The 16,530-nt window shown below is 63.7% G+C and carries 17 protein-coding genes and 1 tRNA gene; 6 read left to right on the top strand and 12 right to left on the bottom strand.

The window, feature by feature from the left end; genetic code table 11:
• The 3 genes from G5S35_RS01395 to rpoH all read right to left on the bottom strand — a co-directional run bounded on the left by G5S35_RS01395 (nucleotide 1) and on the right by rpoH (nucleotide 3,158).
• A complete protein-coding gene (locus G5S35_RS01395) occupies nucleotides 1-1,590 on the bottom strand; it encodes a cytochrome ubiquinol oxidase subunit I (protein WP_065062165.1) in 1,590 nt (529 codons plus the stop codon).
• Nucleotides 1,580-1,849 (bottom strand): cytochrome oxidase putative small subunit CydP, encoded by a 270-nt coding sequence (gene cydP / locus G5S35_RS01400; RefSeq protein ID WP_065062167.1) that lies wholly within the window; start codon nucleotides 1,847-1,849, stop codon nucleotides 1,580-1,582. The genes G5S35_RS01395 and cydP overlap by 11 nt, the downstream gene beginning before the upstream one ends.
• A gap of 379 nt (nucleotides 1,850-2,228) precedes the next feature.
• On the bottom strand, nucleotides 2,229-3,158 hold the full coding sequence (rpoH, locus tag G5S35_RS01405; protein WP_373681563.1) for an RNA polymerase sigma factor RpoH: 930 nt from the start codon (nucleotides 3,156-3,158) through the stop codon (nucleotides 2,229-2,231).
• A 700-nt stretch (nucleotides 3,159-3,858) separates the two neighbouring features.
• On the opposite strand from rpoH, the gene G5S35_RS01410 reads away from it, so the two are divergent.
• The gene (locus G5S35_RS01410; RefSeq protein ID WP_065062171.1) at nucleotides 3,859-4,242 is read left to right on the top strand and encodes a nuclear transport factor 2 family protein; all 384 of its coding nucleotides are present in this window, start codon (nucleotides 3,859-3,861) and stop codon (nucleotides 4,240-4,242) included.
• Nucleotides 4,243-4,404: 162 nt separating this feature from the next.
• Here G5S35_RS01410 and leuA read toward each other — a convergent pair whose 3' ends face one another.
• From leuA to ybiB, 3 genes are all read right to left on the bottom strand, one after another.
• Nucleotides 4,405-6,051: a 2-isopropylmalate synthase gene (leuA, locus tag G5S35_RS01415; protein ID WP_183038501.1), complete on the bottom strand. Its 1,647-nt coding sequence runs from the start codon at nucleotides 6,049-6,051 to the stop codon at nucleotides 4,405-4,407.
• Nucleotides 6,041-6,244: a hypothetical protein gene (locus tag G5S35_RS01420; protein ID WP_065062175.1), complete on the bottom strand. Its 204-nt coding sequence runs from the start codon at nucleotides 6,242-6,244 to the stop codon at nucleotides 6,041-6,043. The genes leuA and G5S35_RS01420 overlap by 11 nt, the downstream gene beginning before the upstream one ends.
• Before the next feature lie 391 nt (nucleotides 6,245-6,635).
• Nucleotides 6,636-7,598 carry a DNA-binding protein YbiB gene (ybiB, locus tag G5S35_RS01425; RefSeq protein ID WP_074981468.1) on the bottom strand — a complete coding sequence of 321 codons (963 nt, stop codon included), beginning with the start codon at nucleotides 7,596-7,598 and terminating at the stop codon, nucleotides 6,636-6,638.
• Nucleotides 7,599-7,977: 379 nt separating this feature from the next.
• On the opposite strand from ybiB, the gene G5S35_RS01430 reads away from it, so the two are divergent.
• Together G5S35_RS01430 and maiA are read left to right on the top strand one after the other, a co-directional pair.
• On the top strand, nucleotides 7,978-8,676 hold the full coding sequence (locus G5S35_RS01430) for a fumarylacetoacetate hydrolase family protein (RefSeq protein WP_110325363.1): 699 nt from the start codon (nucleotides 7,978-7,980) through the stop codon (nucleotides 8,674-8,676).
• A gap of 100 nt (nucleotides 8,677-8,776) precedes the next feature.
• On the top strand, nucleotides 8,777-9,424 hold the full coding sequence (maiA, locus tag G5S35_RS01435; RefSeq protein ID WP_065062181.1) for a maleylacetoacetate isomerase: 648 nt from the start codon (nucleotides 8,777-8,779) through the stop codon (nucleotides 9,422-9,424).
• A 93-nt stretch (nucleotides 9,425-9,517) separates the two neighbouring features.
• Here the strand turns inward: maiA and ftsY are convergent, their stop codons facing one another.
• Entirely contained in the window at nucleotides 9,518-10,630 is a 1,113-nt protein-coding gene (gene ftsY, locus G5S35_RS01440) for a signal recognition particle-docking protein FtsY (RefSeq protein ID WP_110325365.1), read from the bottom strand.
• Nucleotides 10,631-10,933: 303 nt separating this feature from the next.
• Between ftsY and rsmD the strand changes: the two genes are divergently transcribed.
• The 3 genes from rsmD to G5S35_RS01455 all read left to right on the top strand — a co-directional run bounded on the left by rsmD (nucleotide 10,934) and on the right by G5S35_RS01455 (nucleotide 12,537).
• Nucleotides 10,934-11,560: a 16S rRNA (guanine(966)-N(2))-methyltransferase RsmD gene (gene rsmD, locus G5S35_RS01445; RefSeq protein ID WP_183038502.1), complete on the top strand. Its 627-nt coding sequence runs from the start codon at nucleotides 10,934-10,936 to the stop codon at nucleotides 11,558-11,560.
• 141 nt (nucleotides 11,561-11,701) lie between these two features.
• Nucleotides 11,702-12,205 (top strand): pantetheine-phosphate adenylyltransferase, encoded by a 504-nt coding sequence (gene coaD, locus G5S35_RS01450; protein ID WP_065062187.1) that lies wholly within the window; start codon nucleotides 11,702-11,704, stop codon nucleotides 12,203-12,205.
• A 74-nt stretch (nucleotides 12,206-12,279) separates the two neighbouring features.
• On the top strand, nucleotides 12,280-12,537 hold the full coding sequence (locus tag G5S35_RS01455) for a YfhL family 4Fe-4S dicluster ferredoxin (RefSeq protein WP_065062189.1): 258 nt from the start codon (nucleotides 12,280-12,282) through the stop codon (nucleotides 12,535-12,537).
• Between the two features lie 156 nt (nucleotides 12,538-12,693).
• On the opposite strand, the gene hisC is transcribed toward G5S35_RS01455, so the two are convergent.
• The 5 genes from hisC to G5S35_RS01480 form a co-directional block, all read right to left on the bottom strand.
• Nucleotides 12,694-13,761: a histidinol-phosphate transaminase gene (gene hisC / locus G5S35_RS01460; RefSeq protein WP_183038503.1), complete on the bottom strand. Its 1,068-nt coding sequence runs from the start codon at nucleotides 13,759-13,761 to the stop codon at nucleotides 12,694-12,696.
• Between the two features lie 93 nt (nucleotides 13,762-13,854).
• The gene (gene pth, locus G5S35_RS01465; protein WP_065062191.1) at nucleotides 13,855-14,457 is read right to left on the bottom strand and encodes an aminoacyl-tRNA hydrolase; all 603 of its coding nucleotides are present in this window, start codon (nucleotides 14,455-14,457) and stop codon (nucleotides 13,855-13,857) included.
• Nucleotides 14,458-14,635: 178 nt separating this feature from the next.
• The gene (locus G5S35_RS01470; protein ID WP_065062193.1) at nucleotides 14,636-15,238 is read right to left on the bottom strand and encodes a 50S ribosomal protein L25/general stress protein Ctc; all 603 of its coding nucleotides are present in this window, start codon (nucleotides 15,236-15,238) and stop codon (nucleotides 14,636-14,638) included.
• 169 nt (nucleotides 15,239-15,407) lie between these two features.
• Nucleotides 15,408-16,364 (bottom strand): ribose-phosphate pyrophosphokinase, encoded by a 957-nt coding sequence (locus G5S35_RS01475; protein WP_027815686.1) that lies wholly within the window; start codon nucleotides 16,362-16,364, stop codon nucleotides 15,408-15,410.
• 65 nt (nucleotides 16,365-16,429) lie between these two features.
• Nucleotides 16,430-16,506, bottom strand: a tRNA-Gln gene (locus G5S35_RS01480).
• Nucleotides 16,507-16,530: the final 24 nt, after the last annotated feature.

The following is a 16,530-nucleotide window of genomic DNA, read 5'->3' on the forward strand; positions in this document are numbered from 1 at the left end:
TCAGGCGACGCGGTTGCCGCTCGCCACGGCCGCCGCGCCCTGCTCGTGGAAATAGCGTCCCGTCTGCAGCGAGGACGGCCCGAGGCGCGCGTACTTGAACATCAGCGTGATCTCGATGATGAAAAGCGCCGTGTAGAACACCACGAAGCCCGCGAGGCTCAGCCACACGTCGCCGGGCGCGAGACTCGACGCGGAGAGATGCGTCGGCAGCACTTCGGCGATGGTCCACGGCTGGCGGCCGAGTTCGGCGACGATCCAGCCGAATTCGGCGGCGAGCCACGGCAGCGGAATCGCCCAGACGGCCCAGCGCAGGAACCAGCGGCGGTTGTCCTGGAGCAGCGAGCGTTGCGCGCAAAACCAGAACGCGAGCACGAAGGTCAGCAGGAACAGCATGCCGAGCCCGACCATCACGCGGAACGACCAGAACACCGGCGCGACGGGCGGAATCGAGTGCTTCGCGGCGGCCTTGATCTGCGCGGGCGAGGCGTCGACCACATTGGGCGCGAACTGTTTCACGAGCAGGCCGTAGCCGAGATCGCCCTTGTGCGCTTCGAACACGTCGCGCGTGGCGTTATCGGCGTTGCCTTCCTTGAGTTTTTGCAGCGCGGCATAGGCGAGCATGCCGTTCTGGATGCGCACTTCGGCGCGGCCCATCAGATCCTTCAGGCCGATCACGGGCTCGTCGATCGAACGCGTGGCGATGATGCCCATCAGGTACGGAATCTGGATCGCGTAATCGGTGCGCTCTTCTTTCTGATTAGGAATGCCGAAGAGCGTGAAGGGCGCGGGCGCCGGCGCGGTATCCCATTCGGCTTCGATGGCGGCGAGCTTCACCTGCTGCACTTCGCCGGTGCGATAGCCCGACTCGTCGCCGAGCACGATCACGCAGAGCGTCGAGGCGAGGCCGAAACCGGCGGCGATCGCGAACGAGCGCAGCGCGAAATCGACGTCGCGGCGGCGCAGCAAATACCACGACGAGATGCCAAGCACGAACATCGACGCCGTCACATAGCCCGCCGAAACGGTGTGCACGAACTTCACCTGTGCGACCGGATTGAAGATCACCTGGAACAGGCTCGACAGCTCCATGCGCATGGTTTCGTAGTTGAATTCGGCGCCGACCGGATTCTGCATCCAGCCGTTGGCGACCAGGATCCACAGCGCCGAGAGATTCGAGCCGAGCGCGACGAAGAAAGTGGTGAGCAGGTGGCCGCCCTTCGACATGCGGTTCCAGCCGAAGAAGAACAGGCCGACGAAGGTGGATTCGAGGAAGAAGGCCGCGAGCCCTTCGACGGCGAGCGGCACGCCGAAGATGTCGCCCACGTAGTGCGAGTAGTAAGACCAGTTGGTGCCGAACTGGAATTCCATCGTCAGGCCGGTGGTGACGCCCATCACGAAGTTGATCGCGAAGAGCTTGCCCCAGAACTGCGTCATGTCCTTGTAGATGGTCTTGCCGGTCATCACGTAGACGGATTCCATGATGACGAGCAGCCACGAGAGCCCGAGCGTGAGCGGCACGAACAGAAAGTGGTAGAGCGCGGTGACCGCGAACTGCAGCCGCGAGAGATCGACGGTTTCGCTAATGGGCATGGTGGTTCCCTTGTTGCGGGTTCGTCCCGGCCGACACCGGTACGGAGAGAATGGCCTGGGCAACTTCCGCAGGCGGCATGTTCATGTTTTCGGCCTGCGGATGATTGAAGAAGGCGTACTTCAGCGCCATCAGCAGCACGAGCTTGACGGCGAGAACGAGAACGATGTCGCGGGCGAAGGTCGGGCCGCGCGCCCACTGGAGAATGCGTGCGCGCAGAAGCGGTCGCGTGCGCGCTGACTGGCCGGAAGTGAAGATCATGACGATGACTGTTGCCCCTAAAACTTGTTTCCTGGCCAGGCCTGCACGCAACCCGGATTGGTGTACATGTTGTGTACAAGGATTCTAGGAGTGGGGTCATCAGGACACCGTGACAAGAAGCCGCGAGCGCCTGCCTCACCGATCAGTAATGCGATCCGATTTGTTCGAAATCAATTTTTTGAGGTCGCGTTCTGATGTTTGCAACCGTGCATCAGATCAAGACTGCGCGGCATGCGAATTCATCTTACGAGGGAACGCTCAGAGACGGCGTGAACGTGTACTTATTTCTGGCGCCGGAAAAGAAAAAGCCCCGCACCTGGCAGGGGCGGGGCTGTCGGCGTCACGCTCGCGGGGCGAGCGGCGCAGCTTGATACGCGCGTCAGGCGTAGGCGGCGAGCGCCGTGCGCATCTTCTTCATTGCGCTGGATTCGATCTGGCGGATCCGCTCGGCCGATACGCCGAACTCGTCGGCGAGTTCGTGCAGCGTCGAACCGCCCGAACCGTCGTCGGCCACATTCAGCCAGCGCGCTTCGATGATGCGGCGGCTGCGCGGGTCGAGCGCTTCCAGCGCGCTGGCGATGCCGTCCGACTGCAGACGATCGCGGTCGCGCGCGGCCATCACGGCGGTCGGCTCGCTGTGCGAGTCGGCGAGCCAGGCGATCGGCGCGAAGGATTCCTCGCCGTCGTCGTTCTGGCTTTCCAGCGCGATGTCGGCACCCGACAAGCGCGTTTCCATCTCCACGACTTCCTCGCGCTTCACATTCAGTTCCTGCGCCAGGCCTTCGATTTCCTCCGGCGTGAACGACTGCAGGCCCTGCTTGTGGCTGCGCAGGTTGAAGAACAGCTTGCGCTGCGCCTTGGTGGTGGCGACCTTCACCATGCGCCAGTTGCGCAGGATGTATTCGTGGATTTCGGCCTTGATCCAGTGCATGGCGTACGACACGAGACGTACGTTCTGCTCGGGGTCAAAGCGCTTCACGGCCTTCATCAGACCGATATTGCCTTCCTGGATCAGGTCGGCGTGCGGCAGACCATAGCCGAGGTAATTACGGGCGATCGAGACCACGAGGCGCAGGTGCGACAGCACCATGCGGCGCGCGGACTCCAGATTGTTTTGCTCGCGAAATTCAGTCGCGAATTGACGCTCCTCTTGCGGCGTCAACATCGGGATCCGGTTTACGGCCTGGATGTAGGCGTCGATGTTGCCCAGTTGGCCGGGCAGCAGGGAAGCGTTCGCGAGCGCCAGGGCACCCGAACCCGCGGCCTTGGCCGGCTTGGTGTTCAGCGTACCCGGAAGGGTCATTGCCATTGCGTTGCTCACGTAGCGAACTCCTCAGGAATCTTGCAAAAGTCAGACTGCGACTCCACGTTGGATGTTAGCACTCTGAATCAGCGAGTGCTAATACTTGGAGTCGGTAGGGGCTTCATGGTTCCGTGTTATCTATCGAAATAGTTGTTTCGATAGGTTTCAACAAAATCACGGGAGGCAGACGGGACGGGGTTTCCAGCCCGATGCGGCGCGCGCACACCCGCGAACCGAGGGATAACTCTAGAACGATGACGCCGCGCAAAGCCGGCGCGGCAGAGAATTTGGGGCTGGATAAAAAACTGAATAAGCGGCGCTGACGGACTCAATAATCGGGCCTCGCAGACGCTGTTCCGCGATTGTTTCGCACGGGCTCGTACTGGCTCGCACGGGCAGCCGCGCCCGAATTCTGTTCACGGCAGATATCTGAATGACATCAGAATACGCCGAAAGTGCTGCGATGCGACATTGCGGCGCAGGGCTAGCAGGCTTGAGCGTGCGGCGCGTCACACAACGCCGTCTGCGGATGCAGGAAGCAATCGCGCAGCGTGACGGCTCTTTCTGACGCGCATATGGGGCCGATCCTTTTGATCGCAAGTATCCATGCGTCCAAACCTGGTATAAATTTCAGCGACACGCATGCGTACATCTTCTGTGCGAACCGGCGCGCGTGGCGCGGGCTCGTGCGCAAGGGGCCCGGGTAATGGCGGCAAAAGTAATCGAAGCGATTCGCGGACTGGAGCGCGAGCGGTTTCGCGCGATGGTGGACGGCGACGGCTCGTCGCTGGATCAACTGCTGTCCGACAATGTCTTTTTCGTTCACACGAACGGCAAGCGCGAGACCAAGCAGCAGTTCATCGATGCGATCACGGCGGGGCGCCGGCGCTACCGTCAGATCGAGATCCAGTCGCAGGACGTGCTGCCGGTGGGCAACGAGACCTGCGTGGTGTCGGGGCGCGTGCTGATCGAGATGGAAGCGAACAATGGCGCGCTGCTGTTTCCGATTGCCTACACGGCGATCCAGACGCAGGAGGATGGCCACTGGCGTCTGCTCGCGTGGCAGGCGACGCGTTGCGCGATCGAGTGAGATCCGGTAAGTCCACTCGCCGATCCGCCTGCTAGGGCGTTTCGGGCGCACGCCAGCGGCCCGTTTTGCCGCCGGCGCTCAACGGCGCCGCCTCCAGGTTTGCTGCTTTTCTGCTGCTAACTTTCCGACTATTGATCGCTTCCGGATCGCTTCGTGGCCCGATCAGGCCGCGACGCGACGGTCGACCGTCTGCCACGTTGCGCGGTTGATGGCGCTGATCACCGCGGCGAGTACAGCCTGCGCCGCATCGTCGGCGACGCCCACGCCGTGGCGCAGCGCCTGTCCGCCCACCCGGGCGCCGACGAACACCGCCGTGCCGCCTTGTGCCGTGCGCGCGGTTTCAAACGACGTGATCTCCACGCTTTCTTCCGCAACATCGGCGAACGCTGCCGCGACGGCTTGCGCATGCGCTTCGTCGATCTGCGCTGCCGCGGCAATCGCGACGTCGCGGCCTTCGAAGCGTGCGCGGCCTGCGCCGACCATCGTTGCCGGCCCCTTCGTCTCGAAATATTCGCGTTCGAACAGCGAGCAGATCGCCTCGCCGGTGATTTCCACGCCGGAGGCGTCCGTGACCTTTTGCACGGCGTGGCTGAATTCGATCTGGACGCGGCGCGGCGGCGTGAAGCCCATGCCGCGTTCGAGCAGATACGTCGCGCCGCCCTTGCCCGACTGGCTGTTCACGCGGATCACCGCGTCGTAGCTGCGGCCGAGATCGGCGGGATCGATCGGCAAATAGGGCACTTCCCAGATGGCGTCGGGCTGCTGAAGCGCGAAACCCTTGCGGATCGCGTCTTGATGCGAACCCGAAAACGCCGTGAACACGAGGTCGCCCGCGTACGGATGGCGCGGATGCACGGGCAATTGATTGCAGCGCTCGACCACGCGGCGCACGGCGTCGATGTCCGAAAAATCGAGGCCCGGATCGATGCCCTGCGTGTAGAGATTCATCGCGAGCGTGACGAGATCGACGTTGCCGGTGCGTTCGCCGTTGCCGAAGAGACAGCCTTCGACACGGTCCGCGCCCGCGAGCACGGCCATTTCGGCGGCGGCCACGGCGGTGCCGCGGTCGTTATGCGGATGCACGGAGAGCACGATGCTGTCGCGATACGCGAGGTTGCGGTCCATCCACTCGATCTGGTCGGCGTAGACGTTGGGCATCGCGGCTTCGACGGTCGCCGGGAGATTCACGATCATCTTGTGATCGCGCGTCGGGCGCCACGTCTGGGCGACGGCGTCGCAGACTTCGCGGGCGAACGTGAGCTCGGCCATGCTGAACGTTTCCGGAGAATACTGGTAGGTCCAGTGCGTCTGCGGGCGGGCGTCGGCGTGCTCGCGGATCATGCGCGTGCCGTTCACGGCGAGCACCTTCACTTCTTCCTTCGATTGACCGAACACGATCTTGCGGAAAGACGGGCAGATCGCGTTGTAAAGATGCACGATCGCGCGCGATGCGCCTTCGAGCGCCTCGAACGTGCGGGCAATCAGATCTTCGCGCGACTGCACGAGCACTTCGATCGTCACGTCGTCGGGAATGCGCTTTTCGTCGATGAGCTTGCGCACGAAATCGAAGTCGGTCTGCGAAGCGGACGGAAAGCCGACTTCGATTTCCTTGAAGCCGATCTGCACGAGCATTTCGAAGAATTCGGTCTTCTGCTCGATGCTCATCGGCTCGATGAGCGACTGGTTGCCGTCGCGCAGGTCGGTGCTCATCCAGATCGGCGCGCGTTCGATCGTGCGCGTCGGCCATTTGCGGCCGTTCAAACGGATGGCGGGGAAAGGGCGATATTTTTCGGCGGGATTACGCAACATGATGGGCCTCGTTCTTCATGATGTCGTATGCGATGGCGGTCGGCAGCGGGCGGCTGGCGGGCTGGCGACGAGGCACGATGCGAGAGACTTCCGGCATCCGGGCGGCAACCTCGGACGCGAAGAAGACAGCCACGCTGACGGCGGTAACCGGCGCGGCGAAAGCGAACGTGAACGATGCCCATGCAACGTGCATTTTGACCTCGCGACTCGTCCAGTCGGTAGACGGACGAATGCAGACGACAAGTTGTAGAGATACTGCGAGTTTGGGGGTACTGCGAGAACTGCTGGGAGGACTGCCGACCGGCTCTGGGGAGCGGTCGCGCAGCGCTACGCCTGGCTTACGCTAGACGTAGCGATAGGGCCGCTAGGCGGCCGAGGGTAATTCGGAGGGTGTTCGGATAGGAACGCATTCGACCAATTTAAGTCAGGACGAACGCGCCTGTCAACAGGGAATGTGGCGACGCAGCAAGAAAAATTGCACGCAGATAGGCGATGAAGCGCTCAATTGCCGAAATGCGGACGATCCGCAAGCAACGCGCGGACGGCCGCAAACGTCCATGCCGCCGCGCTTTCAGCCGGATCGTTCAGCGCTTCGCGATGCGCTTGATCGTTTCCACCTGACGGGCGATCGCGTCGGGCACGGGCACTTCGCCGCGCAGCACGTCGGCGATCCACTCGGCGGTCGTGGGCGCGTCGCGGCCTTCGGGCAGATCCACTTCGGGCGCGTCCGGCGACGAGCGTTCCGGTTCGATCAGCGTGTCGCAGACGCCGTCATGCAGCCAGTCGACCTGCACCTGGCGGCGCGTATCGGCGACCGCTTCGCCTTCGGTGCCGCGCGCAAGCAATGCGCCACCCACGGCTGCTTCGGGATGCGCGGCGAACAGCGCGCTCAAGCTCTCGCGATACGGCGGATGCGTGTAATTCACGAGCCGCAGGCCCGGTTGCGCGAACGGTTGCAACAGCTTGACGAGCGTGTGCGTGGAGTTGCGCACGCCCATCCGGCGACGCAGCGAGAGCAGGCGCGCAAGCTGCGGTGCGAGCGTTTCGATCGACGCAAATGCAACCCGTTTGTCGGCGAGTTGTGCTTCGATGTCGGCGTGATCGCGTGCGTTGGGGAGATTTAGTGCAGCAAAGATTTCGGCGCTGGTGACGCGGCCGGGATCGGTCTGCACGCCGTGCACGAGCACCGGCACGCCGTCGCGGGCGAGCAGCAGGGCGAGCAGCGGTACGAGGTTCGGCTGCTTGCGCGCTCCGTTGTAGCTCGGAATCGAGACCGCGCGATAGTCGCCTGCAGGCACGGCAATCGGCGCGAACGACGCGTGCGCCGCCGAAAGCATCGCAGCCAGTTCGTCGGCGGTTTCGCCCTTGAGGCGGTAAGCCAGCAAGACTGCACCCAGCTCGAGCTCGGGCACGCGGCCGTCGAGCATCGCGGCGTAGAGCGCGTGCGTGTCTTCGGACGACAGCGAGCGCGCGCCGTGCGGGCCGCGGCCGATCTCCTTGATGAAGCGGGCGCAGGAAAAGGTCTCGGTGGAGTCGGGGGCGTTCATGAGGGCGTGCGTGTTATGTCGATGTGCCGGCCACGCGCCACGCTGCGTGGGCGGTGCGTGCCGTTCGGCGACTGTCTTGCGGATGCAGGAAGTATCGCACGACCTGCGCGGTGCGGTCCGACGCAGTGAAGGGATTAGGGCCGTAGCGTTGTCGCAGCCGTGCCGCAATACTGCGGTATCGAACTGCGCCAGCGCGGCGCCGCAAGCTTCGAAAGCTTCGCAATGGCTTGAAATATCGTCGCGATTGCTTGCCGTGGCGGCTGACCGCGCCGCGCGCCGCTGCGCGTTACACTCGCGTTTTACGCTGCCGAGCCGCGAGCGGATGCAGGCGTCGCGCGGCGTTGACTGACCATCACGAAGAACGAAGACGGAGAAACAGATGAGTTACGTATTTGAACCGGCGCCGCAAGCCTACGTGCCGGTCGCGGGCAGCAGCGCGCATTTCCCGGTGCGCCGCATCTATTGCGTGGGCCGCAACTACGAAGCGCATGCGCGCGAGATGGGCCACGATCCGAACCGCGAACCGCCGTTCTTCTTCGCCAAGCCCGCCGACGCCGTTCTCTTCGTGCCGCCCGGTGCGGCCGCCGATTTCCCGTATCCGGCTCAGTCGAACAACGTGCACTTCGAAATGGAACTCGTTGCGGCGATCGGCAAGGCGGGCAAGAACATTCCGGTGGAAAGCGCGCTCGACCACGTCTACGGCTACGCGCTCGGTCTCGACATGACGCGCCGCGATCTGCAGGCCGAAGCGAAGAAGCTCGGCCGTCCGTGGGATACGGCCAAGGGTTTCGACCATTCGGCGCCGATCGGCCCGATCCATCCGGTGGCGCAAGTCGGCCAACTGGCCAAAGGCTCGATCTGGCTTTCGGTGAATGACGAGGAAAAGCAGCGCTCGGATATCTCGCAGATGATCTGGCCAGTTGCCGATACGATCGCGTATCTTTCGACGCTGTTCGAGCTGAAGGCGGGCGACCTGATCTTCACGGGCACGCCGGAAGGCGTGGGCGCGGTGGTGAAGGGCGATCTGATGAAGGGCGGCGTGGACGGCCTGGGCGAAATCGCTGTGCGCGTAGTCTGAAAACCGCCTGAACGATGCGACCGGCCTGACGCAGCGTTGCGCCCGCCCGGCGCGCTGCGGCTCGATACCGCGCGACTAAAACAAGGAGCATGAGAGGAGCATGAAGCTATATAGCTATTTCCGCAGTTCGGCGTCGTATCGCGTGCGTATTGCGTTGAATCTCAAGAATCTGTCGTACGAGTACGTGCCGGTGCATCTGGTGCGCGACGGCGGCGAGCAATTGAAGCCCGAGTACCGCAAGGTGAACCCGGACGCCATCGTGCCGACCTTCGTCGACGACGAGCAGCACGCGATCCAGCAATCGCTCGCGATCATCGAGTATCTCGAAGAGACGCATCCGGAGCCGCCGCTGCTGCCGAAGTCGCCCGTCGACCGCGCGCACGTGCGTTCGCTTGCGCTGCAGATCGCCTGCGAGATCCATCCGCTGAACAACCTGCGCGTGCTGAAGTACCTGAAGCGCACGCTGGGCGTGGACGACGCGGCGAAGGATGCGTGGTACCGGCACTGGGTCGAAGCGGGTTTCGAGACGCTCGAAGCGCGGCTGGCCGGCGACCCGCGCACCGGCAAGCTGTGTTTCGGCGATACGCCGACTTTCGCCGATCTGTTCCTCGTGCCGCAGATCTACAACGCGCATCGCTTTAACGTCGACACCACGCGGTTTCCGACCATTCAGCGCATTCACGATTACGCCGTGCAGCTCGATGCATTCGCGCGCGCGGCGCCGGGCGCGCAGCCCGATTCGGAGTGATATCGCGGCGATTTGCGCTCAGCTGAGCCGATCATGACGTGAAAAAGGGCATCGCTCGCGAGAGGGATGCCCTTTTCTTTTACGCCGCCTGGATCAGTTGCCGAGCAATGCGTCCGCAAATTCTTCGGCCACGAACGGCTGCAGATCCTCGACCTTCTCGCCCACGCCGATGAAGTACACCGGAATCGGGCGCTGGCGCGCGATCGCGGCGAGAATGCCGCCCTTCGCGGTGCCGTCGAGCTTGGTGACGATCAGGCCGGTTAGACCGAGCGCGTCATCGAACGACTTCACCTGCGTGAGTGCATTCTGGCCCGTGTTCGCGTCGATCACGAGCAGCACTTCGTGCGGCGCGCCGTCGAAGGCCTTGCCGATCACGCGCTTGACCTTCTTGAGCTCATCCATCAGATGGAGCTGCGTGGGCAGGCGGCCGGCCGTGTCGGCCATCACCACGTTGATGCCGCGCGCGCGCGCCGCGTTCACGGCGTCGAAGATCACTGCGGCCGGGTCGCCGCTTTCCTGCTGCACGACCGTCACGTTGTTGCGCTCGCCCCAGATGGTGAGCTGCTCGCGCGCGGCGGCGCGGAACGTGTCGCCGGCGGCCAGCAGCACGCTCTGGTCGAAGCTCTGCAGATGCTTGGCGAGCTTGCCGATGCTGGTGGTCTTGCCCGCGCCGTTCACGCCCGCGATCATCATGACGAGCGGTTGCGCGCGGCCCAGCATCAGCGACTTTTCGAGCGGCTTGAGCAGGTCGATCAGCAACTGACGCAGCGCGGTTTTCACCTGCTGCGCTTCGGTCAGGCGTTCGGCGCGCACCTTCTGGCGCAGCGTTTCGAGCAGATATTCGGTGGCGTCGACACCCGCGTCCGACATCAGCAGCGCGGTTTCCAGCTCCTCGTAGAGATCGTCGTCGATCTTCGCGTTGACGAAGATGCTCTGGATGTTCGAACCCGTTTTCGACAGGCCCGACTTCAGGCGCGTGAGCCACGACTTCTTCGCGGTGGCGTCGAGCGCGGGCGGCGGGACGATTTCGACGGCCTCGAACGTGCGGGCGGCAGCGGGCGGTGCTTTGGACTCTGCGGGCGCGGCCGGCGCGCGCGGCGCCGCAGGCGCTTCGTCGCGTGCGGCGTCGGCCTCGGGAGCGGCGGTTTCGGCCTGCTCGTTCTCCGCGTTCTTGTCGCCGCGGAGTCGTTTGAAGAAACTGAACATGATCTGTGGCGTGGTGGGATCGCGCTGCCGGTCTGACCGAGGGACGGTCATCGACGTCATTTCAGCATGCAACGCGTGGAAAACACGACATTTTATCAGGCGGCATAGGGCGCGTCCTTGCCGCAGGCTTCCGGCGCGCGCGCGGCGCTGTGGTAACGTTCGCGGATTGGCCGGGCGGCCTCTGCGTCGCGCCTGGCAGCCCGGTTTGCTTCGCCGGTTCAGATCACCGGTTCGCATCCCACCGGATTGCGCAATGGCGATCCGGTTGCGACGATTCAACCTCGATTCACACAGTACACACGCATGGCCCGTTCATCTTCTTCACGCCCGCAGGGCGCACGTTCCGCGCCACCCGCGCGCGGCGGCACGCACACGATCCGGATTATCGGCGGCGACTGGAAGCGCACGCCGCTGCCCGTGCTCGATCTCGACGGGCTGCGCCCCACGCCCGACCGCGTACGCGAAACCCTGTTCAACTGGCTCGGCCAGCGTCTGGACGGCCTGCGCTGTCTCGACCTGTTCGCCGGCAGCGGCGCGCTCGGCTTCGAGGCCGCGTCGCGCGGCGCTGCGCGCGTGGTGATGGTCGAGCGCAGCGGGCGCGCCGCCGCGCAACTGCGCGCGAATCAGGAGCGCCTCGGCGCCCGCGTGATCGAAATCGCGGAAGCCGACGCGCTGCGTCTCGCCGCGAACCTGCCGCCGGGCTCGTTCGACGTCGTGTTCCTCGATCCGCCGTTCGGCGACGCCGCGCTGCTCGCGCGCGCGCTCGAACTCGCCGCGCCGCTCGTCGCGCCCGACGGCTGGCTCTATGTCGAATCCGGCGAAGCCGTCGATCCGGGCGCGCAGCCTGCGCTGGCGGGCTGGCGCGTCGCGCGCGACGGCAAGGCGGGGGCCGTCCGCTATCATTTGCTGCAACGCGAAAATGAGGAATAATGCGCGTTCGATAAGGTTCGATAAAAAACGGGCGGACGGTTTTCGTGCCGCGCACGCCCGAGCGCACACTGTTTTGGCCGATGTTTTGACCGCCGTTTTCGCAACGGTTTGCGCCCCATTTCTGTTGAGAGGAGAAGCCTCATGGTAGTCGCCGTGTACCCCGGTACGTTCGATCCGCTCACGCGTGGTCACGAAGATCTCGTGCGGCGCGCGTCGAGCATTTTCGACACGCTGGTGGTCGGTGTCGCCGACAGTCGCAACAAGAAGCCGTTCTTCACGCTCGACGAGCGGCTAGAAATTGCGCATGAGGTGCTCGGCCACTATCCCAACGTTCAGGTCATGAGCTTCAAGGGTCTGCTGAAGGACTTCGTGCGCAGCAACAACGCGCGCGTGATCGTGCGCGGCCTGCGCGCGGTTTCCGACTTCGAGTACGAGTTTCAGATGGCGGGCATGAACCGCTATCTGCTGCCCGACGTCGAAACCATGTTCATGACGCCGTCGGATCAGTATCAGTTCATTTCGGGCACGATCGTGCGCGAAATCGCCCAGTTGGGCGGCGATGTCAGCAAGTTCGTGTTCCCGTCGGTGGAAAAGCGCCTCCAGGACAAGGTGGCGTCGCAGGGCGGCGCACCCGCGAAGGCCTGAGCCTCGCGAGGGTCGGCAGGCGCGGGGCCGCGGCGCTATAATGTCTTGTTTTTGAAGGGAAACGCGAGAGAAGTATGGCCCTGATGATTACCGACGAGTGCATCAATTGCGACGTCTGCGAGCCCGAGTGCCCGAACGACGCCATTTCGATGGGCCCGGAAATCTACGTGATCGACCCGAACAAGTGCACGGAGTGCGTCGGCCATTTCGACGAGCCGCAGTGCATTCAGGTGTGTCCGGTGGAGTGCATCCCGAAGAATCCCGAGCACCTCGAAACGCAGGAGCAGCTGATGCGGAAGTACGAGACGCTGACGGCGGCGAAGGACGCCTGAGCGCCACAGCCCGCCCGTAGTCTGCTCGCAACGACGACGCTGCAAACGAAAAACGCGCCCGAGGGCGCGTTTTTTTTATGCCTGGCTTTTATGTGCGGCCAACGAGGCTCACAACCAGGCTCACAGCGAGGCTCACAGCGAGGCTCACAGCGAGGCTCAGGCAACGATGGCTTTGAGCGCCTCGACGAGCGTATCGCATTCCGCGTCGGTGCCAATCGAGATACGCAGATGCTGATCGATACGCGGCAGCTTGAAATGGCGCACGAAGATTTCCTTTTCGCGCAGCTTCGCGGCAATGCCGGCCGCGTCGTGCTTCGGATGCTTCGCGAACACGAAGTTCGCCGCCGACGGCACGACCTCGAAGCCCAGCGCCTCGAGCGCCGCATTCAGGCGCGTGCGGCTCGCGATCACGCGTTCGCAGGTCGAGCGGAAATACGCCACGTCCTCGTAGGCGGCCACGCCGGCGGCCTGCGCCAGCCGATCGAGCGGATACGAGTTGAAGCTGTCCTTCACGCGGTTGAGCGCGTCGATCAGATCGGCGTGACCGAACGCAAAGCCCACGCGCATGCCCGCGAGCGAACGCGACTTCGAGGTCGTATGCACGACGAGCAGATTCGGATAGCGGTCGATCAGCGCGATGGCCGACTCGGCGCCGAAATCCACATACGCTTCGTCGACGATCACGACCGAATCCGCATTGCCCGCGACCACGCGCTCGATCTCGGCGAGCGGCAGCGCATGGCCGGTCGGCGCATTCGGATTCGGGAAAATCACGCCGCCGTTCGGCTGCAGATAGTCGTCCACGCGAATCTGGAATTGCTCGTCGAGCGGCACCGTGCGGTATTCGACTTCGTAGAGCCGCGCGTAGGTCGGATAAAAGCTGTAGGTGATATCGGGAAAGAGAATCGGCTTGTCGTGCTTGAGCAGCGCGAGGAACGCGTGCGCGAGCACTTCGTCGGAGCCATTGCCCACGAACACCTGATCGGCGCGCAGACCGTGATGCGCGGCCACGGCGGTGCGCAGATTCTTCGCGACCGGATCGGGATAGCGGCGCAGCGACTCGCTGTGCTCGCCCAGTTCGGCGCGGATCGCGTCGAGCACGCGCGGCGAGGGCGGGTAGGGATTCTCGTTGGTGTTGAGCTTCACCGGATGCGCGAGCGCCGGCTGTTCGCCGGGCACGTACGGTACGAGACGGTGGACGATGTCACTCCAGAAACGACTCAAGACGCTCTCCTTCACTCATTCGATAAGACTTGTGCAGCCGCGCGTGACGCACGGCGCGCACCTTGACGCAAGGTTATCCGCGCAACGCCGACTTCAGCCGTTGCGATGCAGCAGCATCACGGCGCGCTCGGTTTCGCCCTTCACGAAGGTGGGCATGATCGCGAGCGAGCGCTCGATCGACGCGTCGATCACGTCCTGCTCTTCGCGGCGCGGCGGCTTGAGCACGAAGTTCGCCACGTCGGGCTTGGCGCCCGCGCGCGCACCTTCGGGAATCAGATCGCGCGGATGGCCGATGCCGATGCGCAGTCGCCAGTATTGCTGCGTCGACAGATGCGCGGAAATGTCCTTCAGGCCGTTGTGGCCGCCGCTGCCGCCGCCGAGCTTGAGCTTCACGGTGCCGGGCGGCAGATCGAGTTCGTCGTGCGCGACGAGGATCTCGTCGGGCAGGATCTTGAAGAAGTTCGCGACCGCGACGACCGACTGGCCCGAGCGGTTCATATAGGTCTGCGGTTCGAGCAGATGCACTTCCTCGCCGTAGAGGCGCGCCTTCGCGTAGTGGCCGTGAAAGCGGCGCTCGTCGCGCAGCGTCGTGCCGGCGTCGCGCGCGAGCTGGTCCACGAGCCAGAAGCCCGCGTTGTGGCGCGTCGCCGTATATTCGGCGCCCGGATTGCCGAGCCCGACGATCAACCTGATCATGGTGGTGTTTCCGCCTGCAAAATCGCTGAAGGCTCGACGGCCAGCGGCCGGAGCGTGATCCGCAAGTGTACGGAAGTGTATGAAAGAGTGCGAAAAAAAACCCGCCGGGCGAACCGCGGCGGGTCACGTCGACCGTCTCTATTGAGACGGATCGAGAGGATCGGCTTGTTGCCGCAGCTTATTCAGCTGCTGCTTCGCCTTCAGCAGCGGCTTGTGCGCCAGCCGGCACCGGTGCCGACGCGACGACCGGGTTTTCCGCTTCGATGTGCGGAACCAGCGTCACACCTGCCGGCAGCGTGATGTCCTTGGCGTGCAGCGATTGACCGGCTTCGATCTTCGCCAGGTCGACTTCGAGGAATTCCGGCAGTTGGCCCGGCAGGCAAACCACTTCGATTTCCGCGAGGACGTGCGAGATGATCGCGCCACCCAGCTTGACGGCCGGGTTGGTTTCCTGGTTCATGAAGTGCAGGGGCACCTTCGTGTGGATCTTCTTGTTCGGGTCCACGCGCTGGAAGTCCACGTGCAGCACGAGCTGACGGAACGGGTGGTATTGCACGTCGCGCAGCAGAACCTGTTGCGACTTGCCTGCCACTTCGAGCTCGAGGATCGACGAGTGGAAGGATTCCTTCTTCAGGGCGTGCCACAGCGCGTTGTGGTCGAGTTCGACCAGCTGGGGTTCCGAACCGACACCGTAAACGATGCCAGGGGTCTTGCCAGCGATGCGCAGGCGGCGGCTCGCACCCGTACCTTGCAGGTTACGCTCGAAAGCGATGACTTTCATGTGATTCTCCAATGCACTGCCCGCGACCAGGCAGTAAAACGGGGCCTTGTCGACAGCACGGCTGTCTTCTGGCCCCCAGCGATGCAGCACGAACCTTCGTCCGTTCGCGCCGATTACGTGCAAAAGCGCGGCATTCTCGCGAACACCGCGCTTTGCGCGTCAATTCTTTTTAGCTTTCTGCGAACAGCGACATCACCGAGTCGCCGCGGCGGATACGCGAGAACGTCTCCGCGAGCAGGCCGGCGCTCGTGAGCGCGCGGATCTTCGAGCACGCGCGGGCTTCTGCGCCCAGCGGAATCGTGTCGGTGACGACCAGTTCGTCCAGTGCGGAAGCTGCGATACGCTCGCCAGCGCCACCCGAGAGAACCGGGTGCGTGGCGTAAGCGAAGACCTGCTTTGCGCCGCGTTCCTTCAGCACTTGCGCTGCCTTGCAGAGCGTGCCGGCGGTGTCGACCATGTCGTCCATGATCACGCAGGTGCGGCCTTCGACTTCACCGATGATGTTCATCACTTCGGCGACGTTCGCCTTCGGACGACGCTTGTCGATGATCGCGAGATCGCAGCCGAGTTGCTTGGCGAGCGCACGGGCGCGCACCACGCCGCCGACGTCCGGCGAAACGACCAGCAGGTTCTCGTAGTTCTGCTTGCGCAGATCGCCGAGCAGCACGGGCGTTGCGTAGATGTTGTCGACGGGAATATCGAAGAAGCCCTGGATCTGGTCAGCGTGCAGATCCATCGTGATGATCCGCTCGACGCCCGCGATTTCCAGCATGTTCGCCACGACCTTCGCCGAGATGGCGACGCGCGCCGAACGGGGGCGGCGGTCTTGACGGGCATAGCCGAAGTAGGGGATGGCTGCAGTGATCCGGCCTGCGGATGCGCGCTTGAGCGCATCGACCATGATCATCAGTTCCATGAGGTTGTCGTTGGTCGGCGCGCAGGTGGACTGGAGGACGAAGACGTCCTTGCCACGCACGTTTTCCTGGATTTCGACCTGGATTTCACCGTCGGAGAAGCGGCTAACCATAGCCTTGCCGAGGGGAATACCGAGGATCTTGACGACTTCCTGTGCAAGCGCGGGATTTGCGTTGCCAGTAAAAACCATCAGGCCGTCATGGCTGCTCATCATGCACCTGCTGCGGACTTTGGGGGGCGAGAGGAACTACTTGGGCGAACTGCTTTTAGAATTTTTGGCAGGGGAGGAAGGACTCGAACCCTCGCATGCCGGAATCAAAATCCGGTGCCTTGACCAACTTGGCGACTCCCCTACACTCAACTTCTAGCCTGACTGA

The organism is Paraburkholderia tropica (assembly GCF_014171495.1).
GTDB lineage: Bacteria > Pseudomonadota > Gammaproteobacteria > Burkholderiales > Burkholderiaceae > Paraburkholderia > Paraburkholderia tropica.

Bases quoted from the DNA above. Each gene is read 5' to 3' on its own strand.
- G5S35_RS01395 (WP_065062165.1), bottom strand. From the start codon at position 1,590: ATGCCCATTAGCGAAACCGTCGATCTCTCGCGGCTGCAGTTCGCGGTC.
- cydP (WP_065062167.1), bottom strand. From the start codon at position 1,849: ATGATCTTCACTTCCGGCCAGTCAGCGCGCACGCGACCGCTTCTGCGC.
- rpoH (WP_373681563.1), bottom strand. From the start codon at position 3,158: ATGGCAATGACCCTTCCGGGTACGCTGAACACCAAGCCGGCCAAGGCC.
- G5S35_RS01410 (WP_065062171.1), top strand. From the start codon at position 3,859: ATGGCGGCAAAAGTAATCGAAGCGATTCGCGGACTGGAGCGCGAGCGG.
- leuA (WP_183038501.1), bottom strand. From the start codon at position 6,051: ATGTTGCGTAATCCCGCCGAAAAATATCGCCCTTTCCCCGCCATCCGT.
- G5S35_RS01420 (WP_065062175.1), bottom strand. From the start codon at position 6,244: ATGCACGTTGCATGGGCATCGTTCACGTTCGCTTTCGCCGCGCCGGTT.
- ybiB (WP_074981468.1), bottom strand. From the start codon at position 7,598: ATGAACGCCCCCGACTCCACCGAGACCTTTTCCTGCGCCCGCTTCATC.
- G5S35_RS01430 (WP_110325363.1), top strand. From the start codon at position 7,978: ATGAGTTACGTATTTGAACCGGCGCCGCAAGCCTACGTGCCGGTCGCG.
- maiA (WP_065062181.1), top strand. From the start codon at position 8,777: ATGAAGCTATATAGCTATTTCCGCAGTTCGGCGTCGTATCGCGTGCGT.
- ftsY (WP_110325365.1), bottom strand. From the start codon at position 10,630: ATGTTCAGTTTCTTCAAACGACTCCGCGGCGACAAGAACGCGGAGAAC.
- rsmD (WP_183038502.1), top strand. From the start codon at position 10,934: ATGGCCCGTTCATCTTCTTCACGCCCGCAGGGCGCACGTTCCGCGCCA.
- coaD (WP_065062187.1), top strand. From the start codon at position 11,702: ATGGTAGTCGCCGTGTACCCCGGTACGTTCGATCCGCTCACGCGTGGT.
- G5S35_RS01455 (WP_065062189.1), top strand. From the start codon at position 12,280: ATGGCCCTGATGATTACCGACGAGTGCATCAATTGCGACGTCTGCGAG.
- pth (WP_065062191.1), bottom strand. From the start codon at position 14,457: ATGATCAGGTTGATCGTCGGGCTCGGCAATCCGGGCGCCGAATATACG.
- G5S35_RS01470 (WP_065062193.1), bottom strand. From the start codon at position 15,238: ATGAAAGTCATCGCTTTCGAGCGTAACCTGCAAGGTACGGGTGCGAGC.
- G5S35_RS01475 (WP_027815686.1), bottom strand. From the start codon at position 16,364: ATGAGCAGCCATGACGGCCTGATGGTTTTTACTGGCAACGCAAATCCC.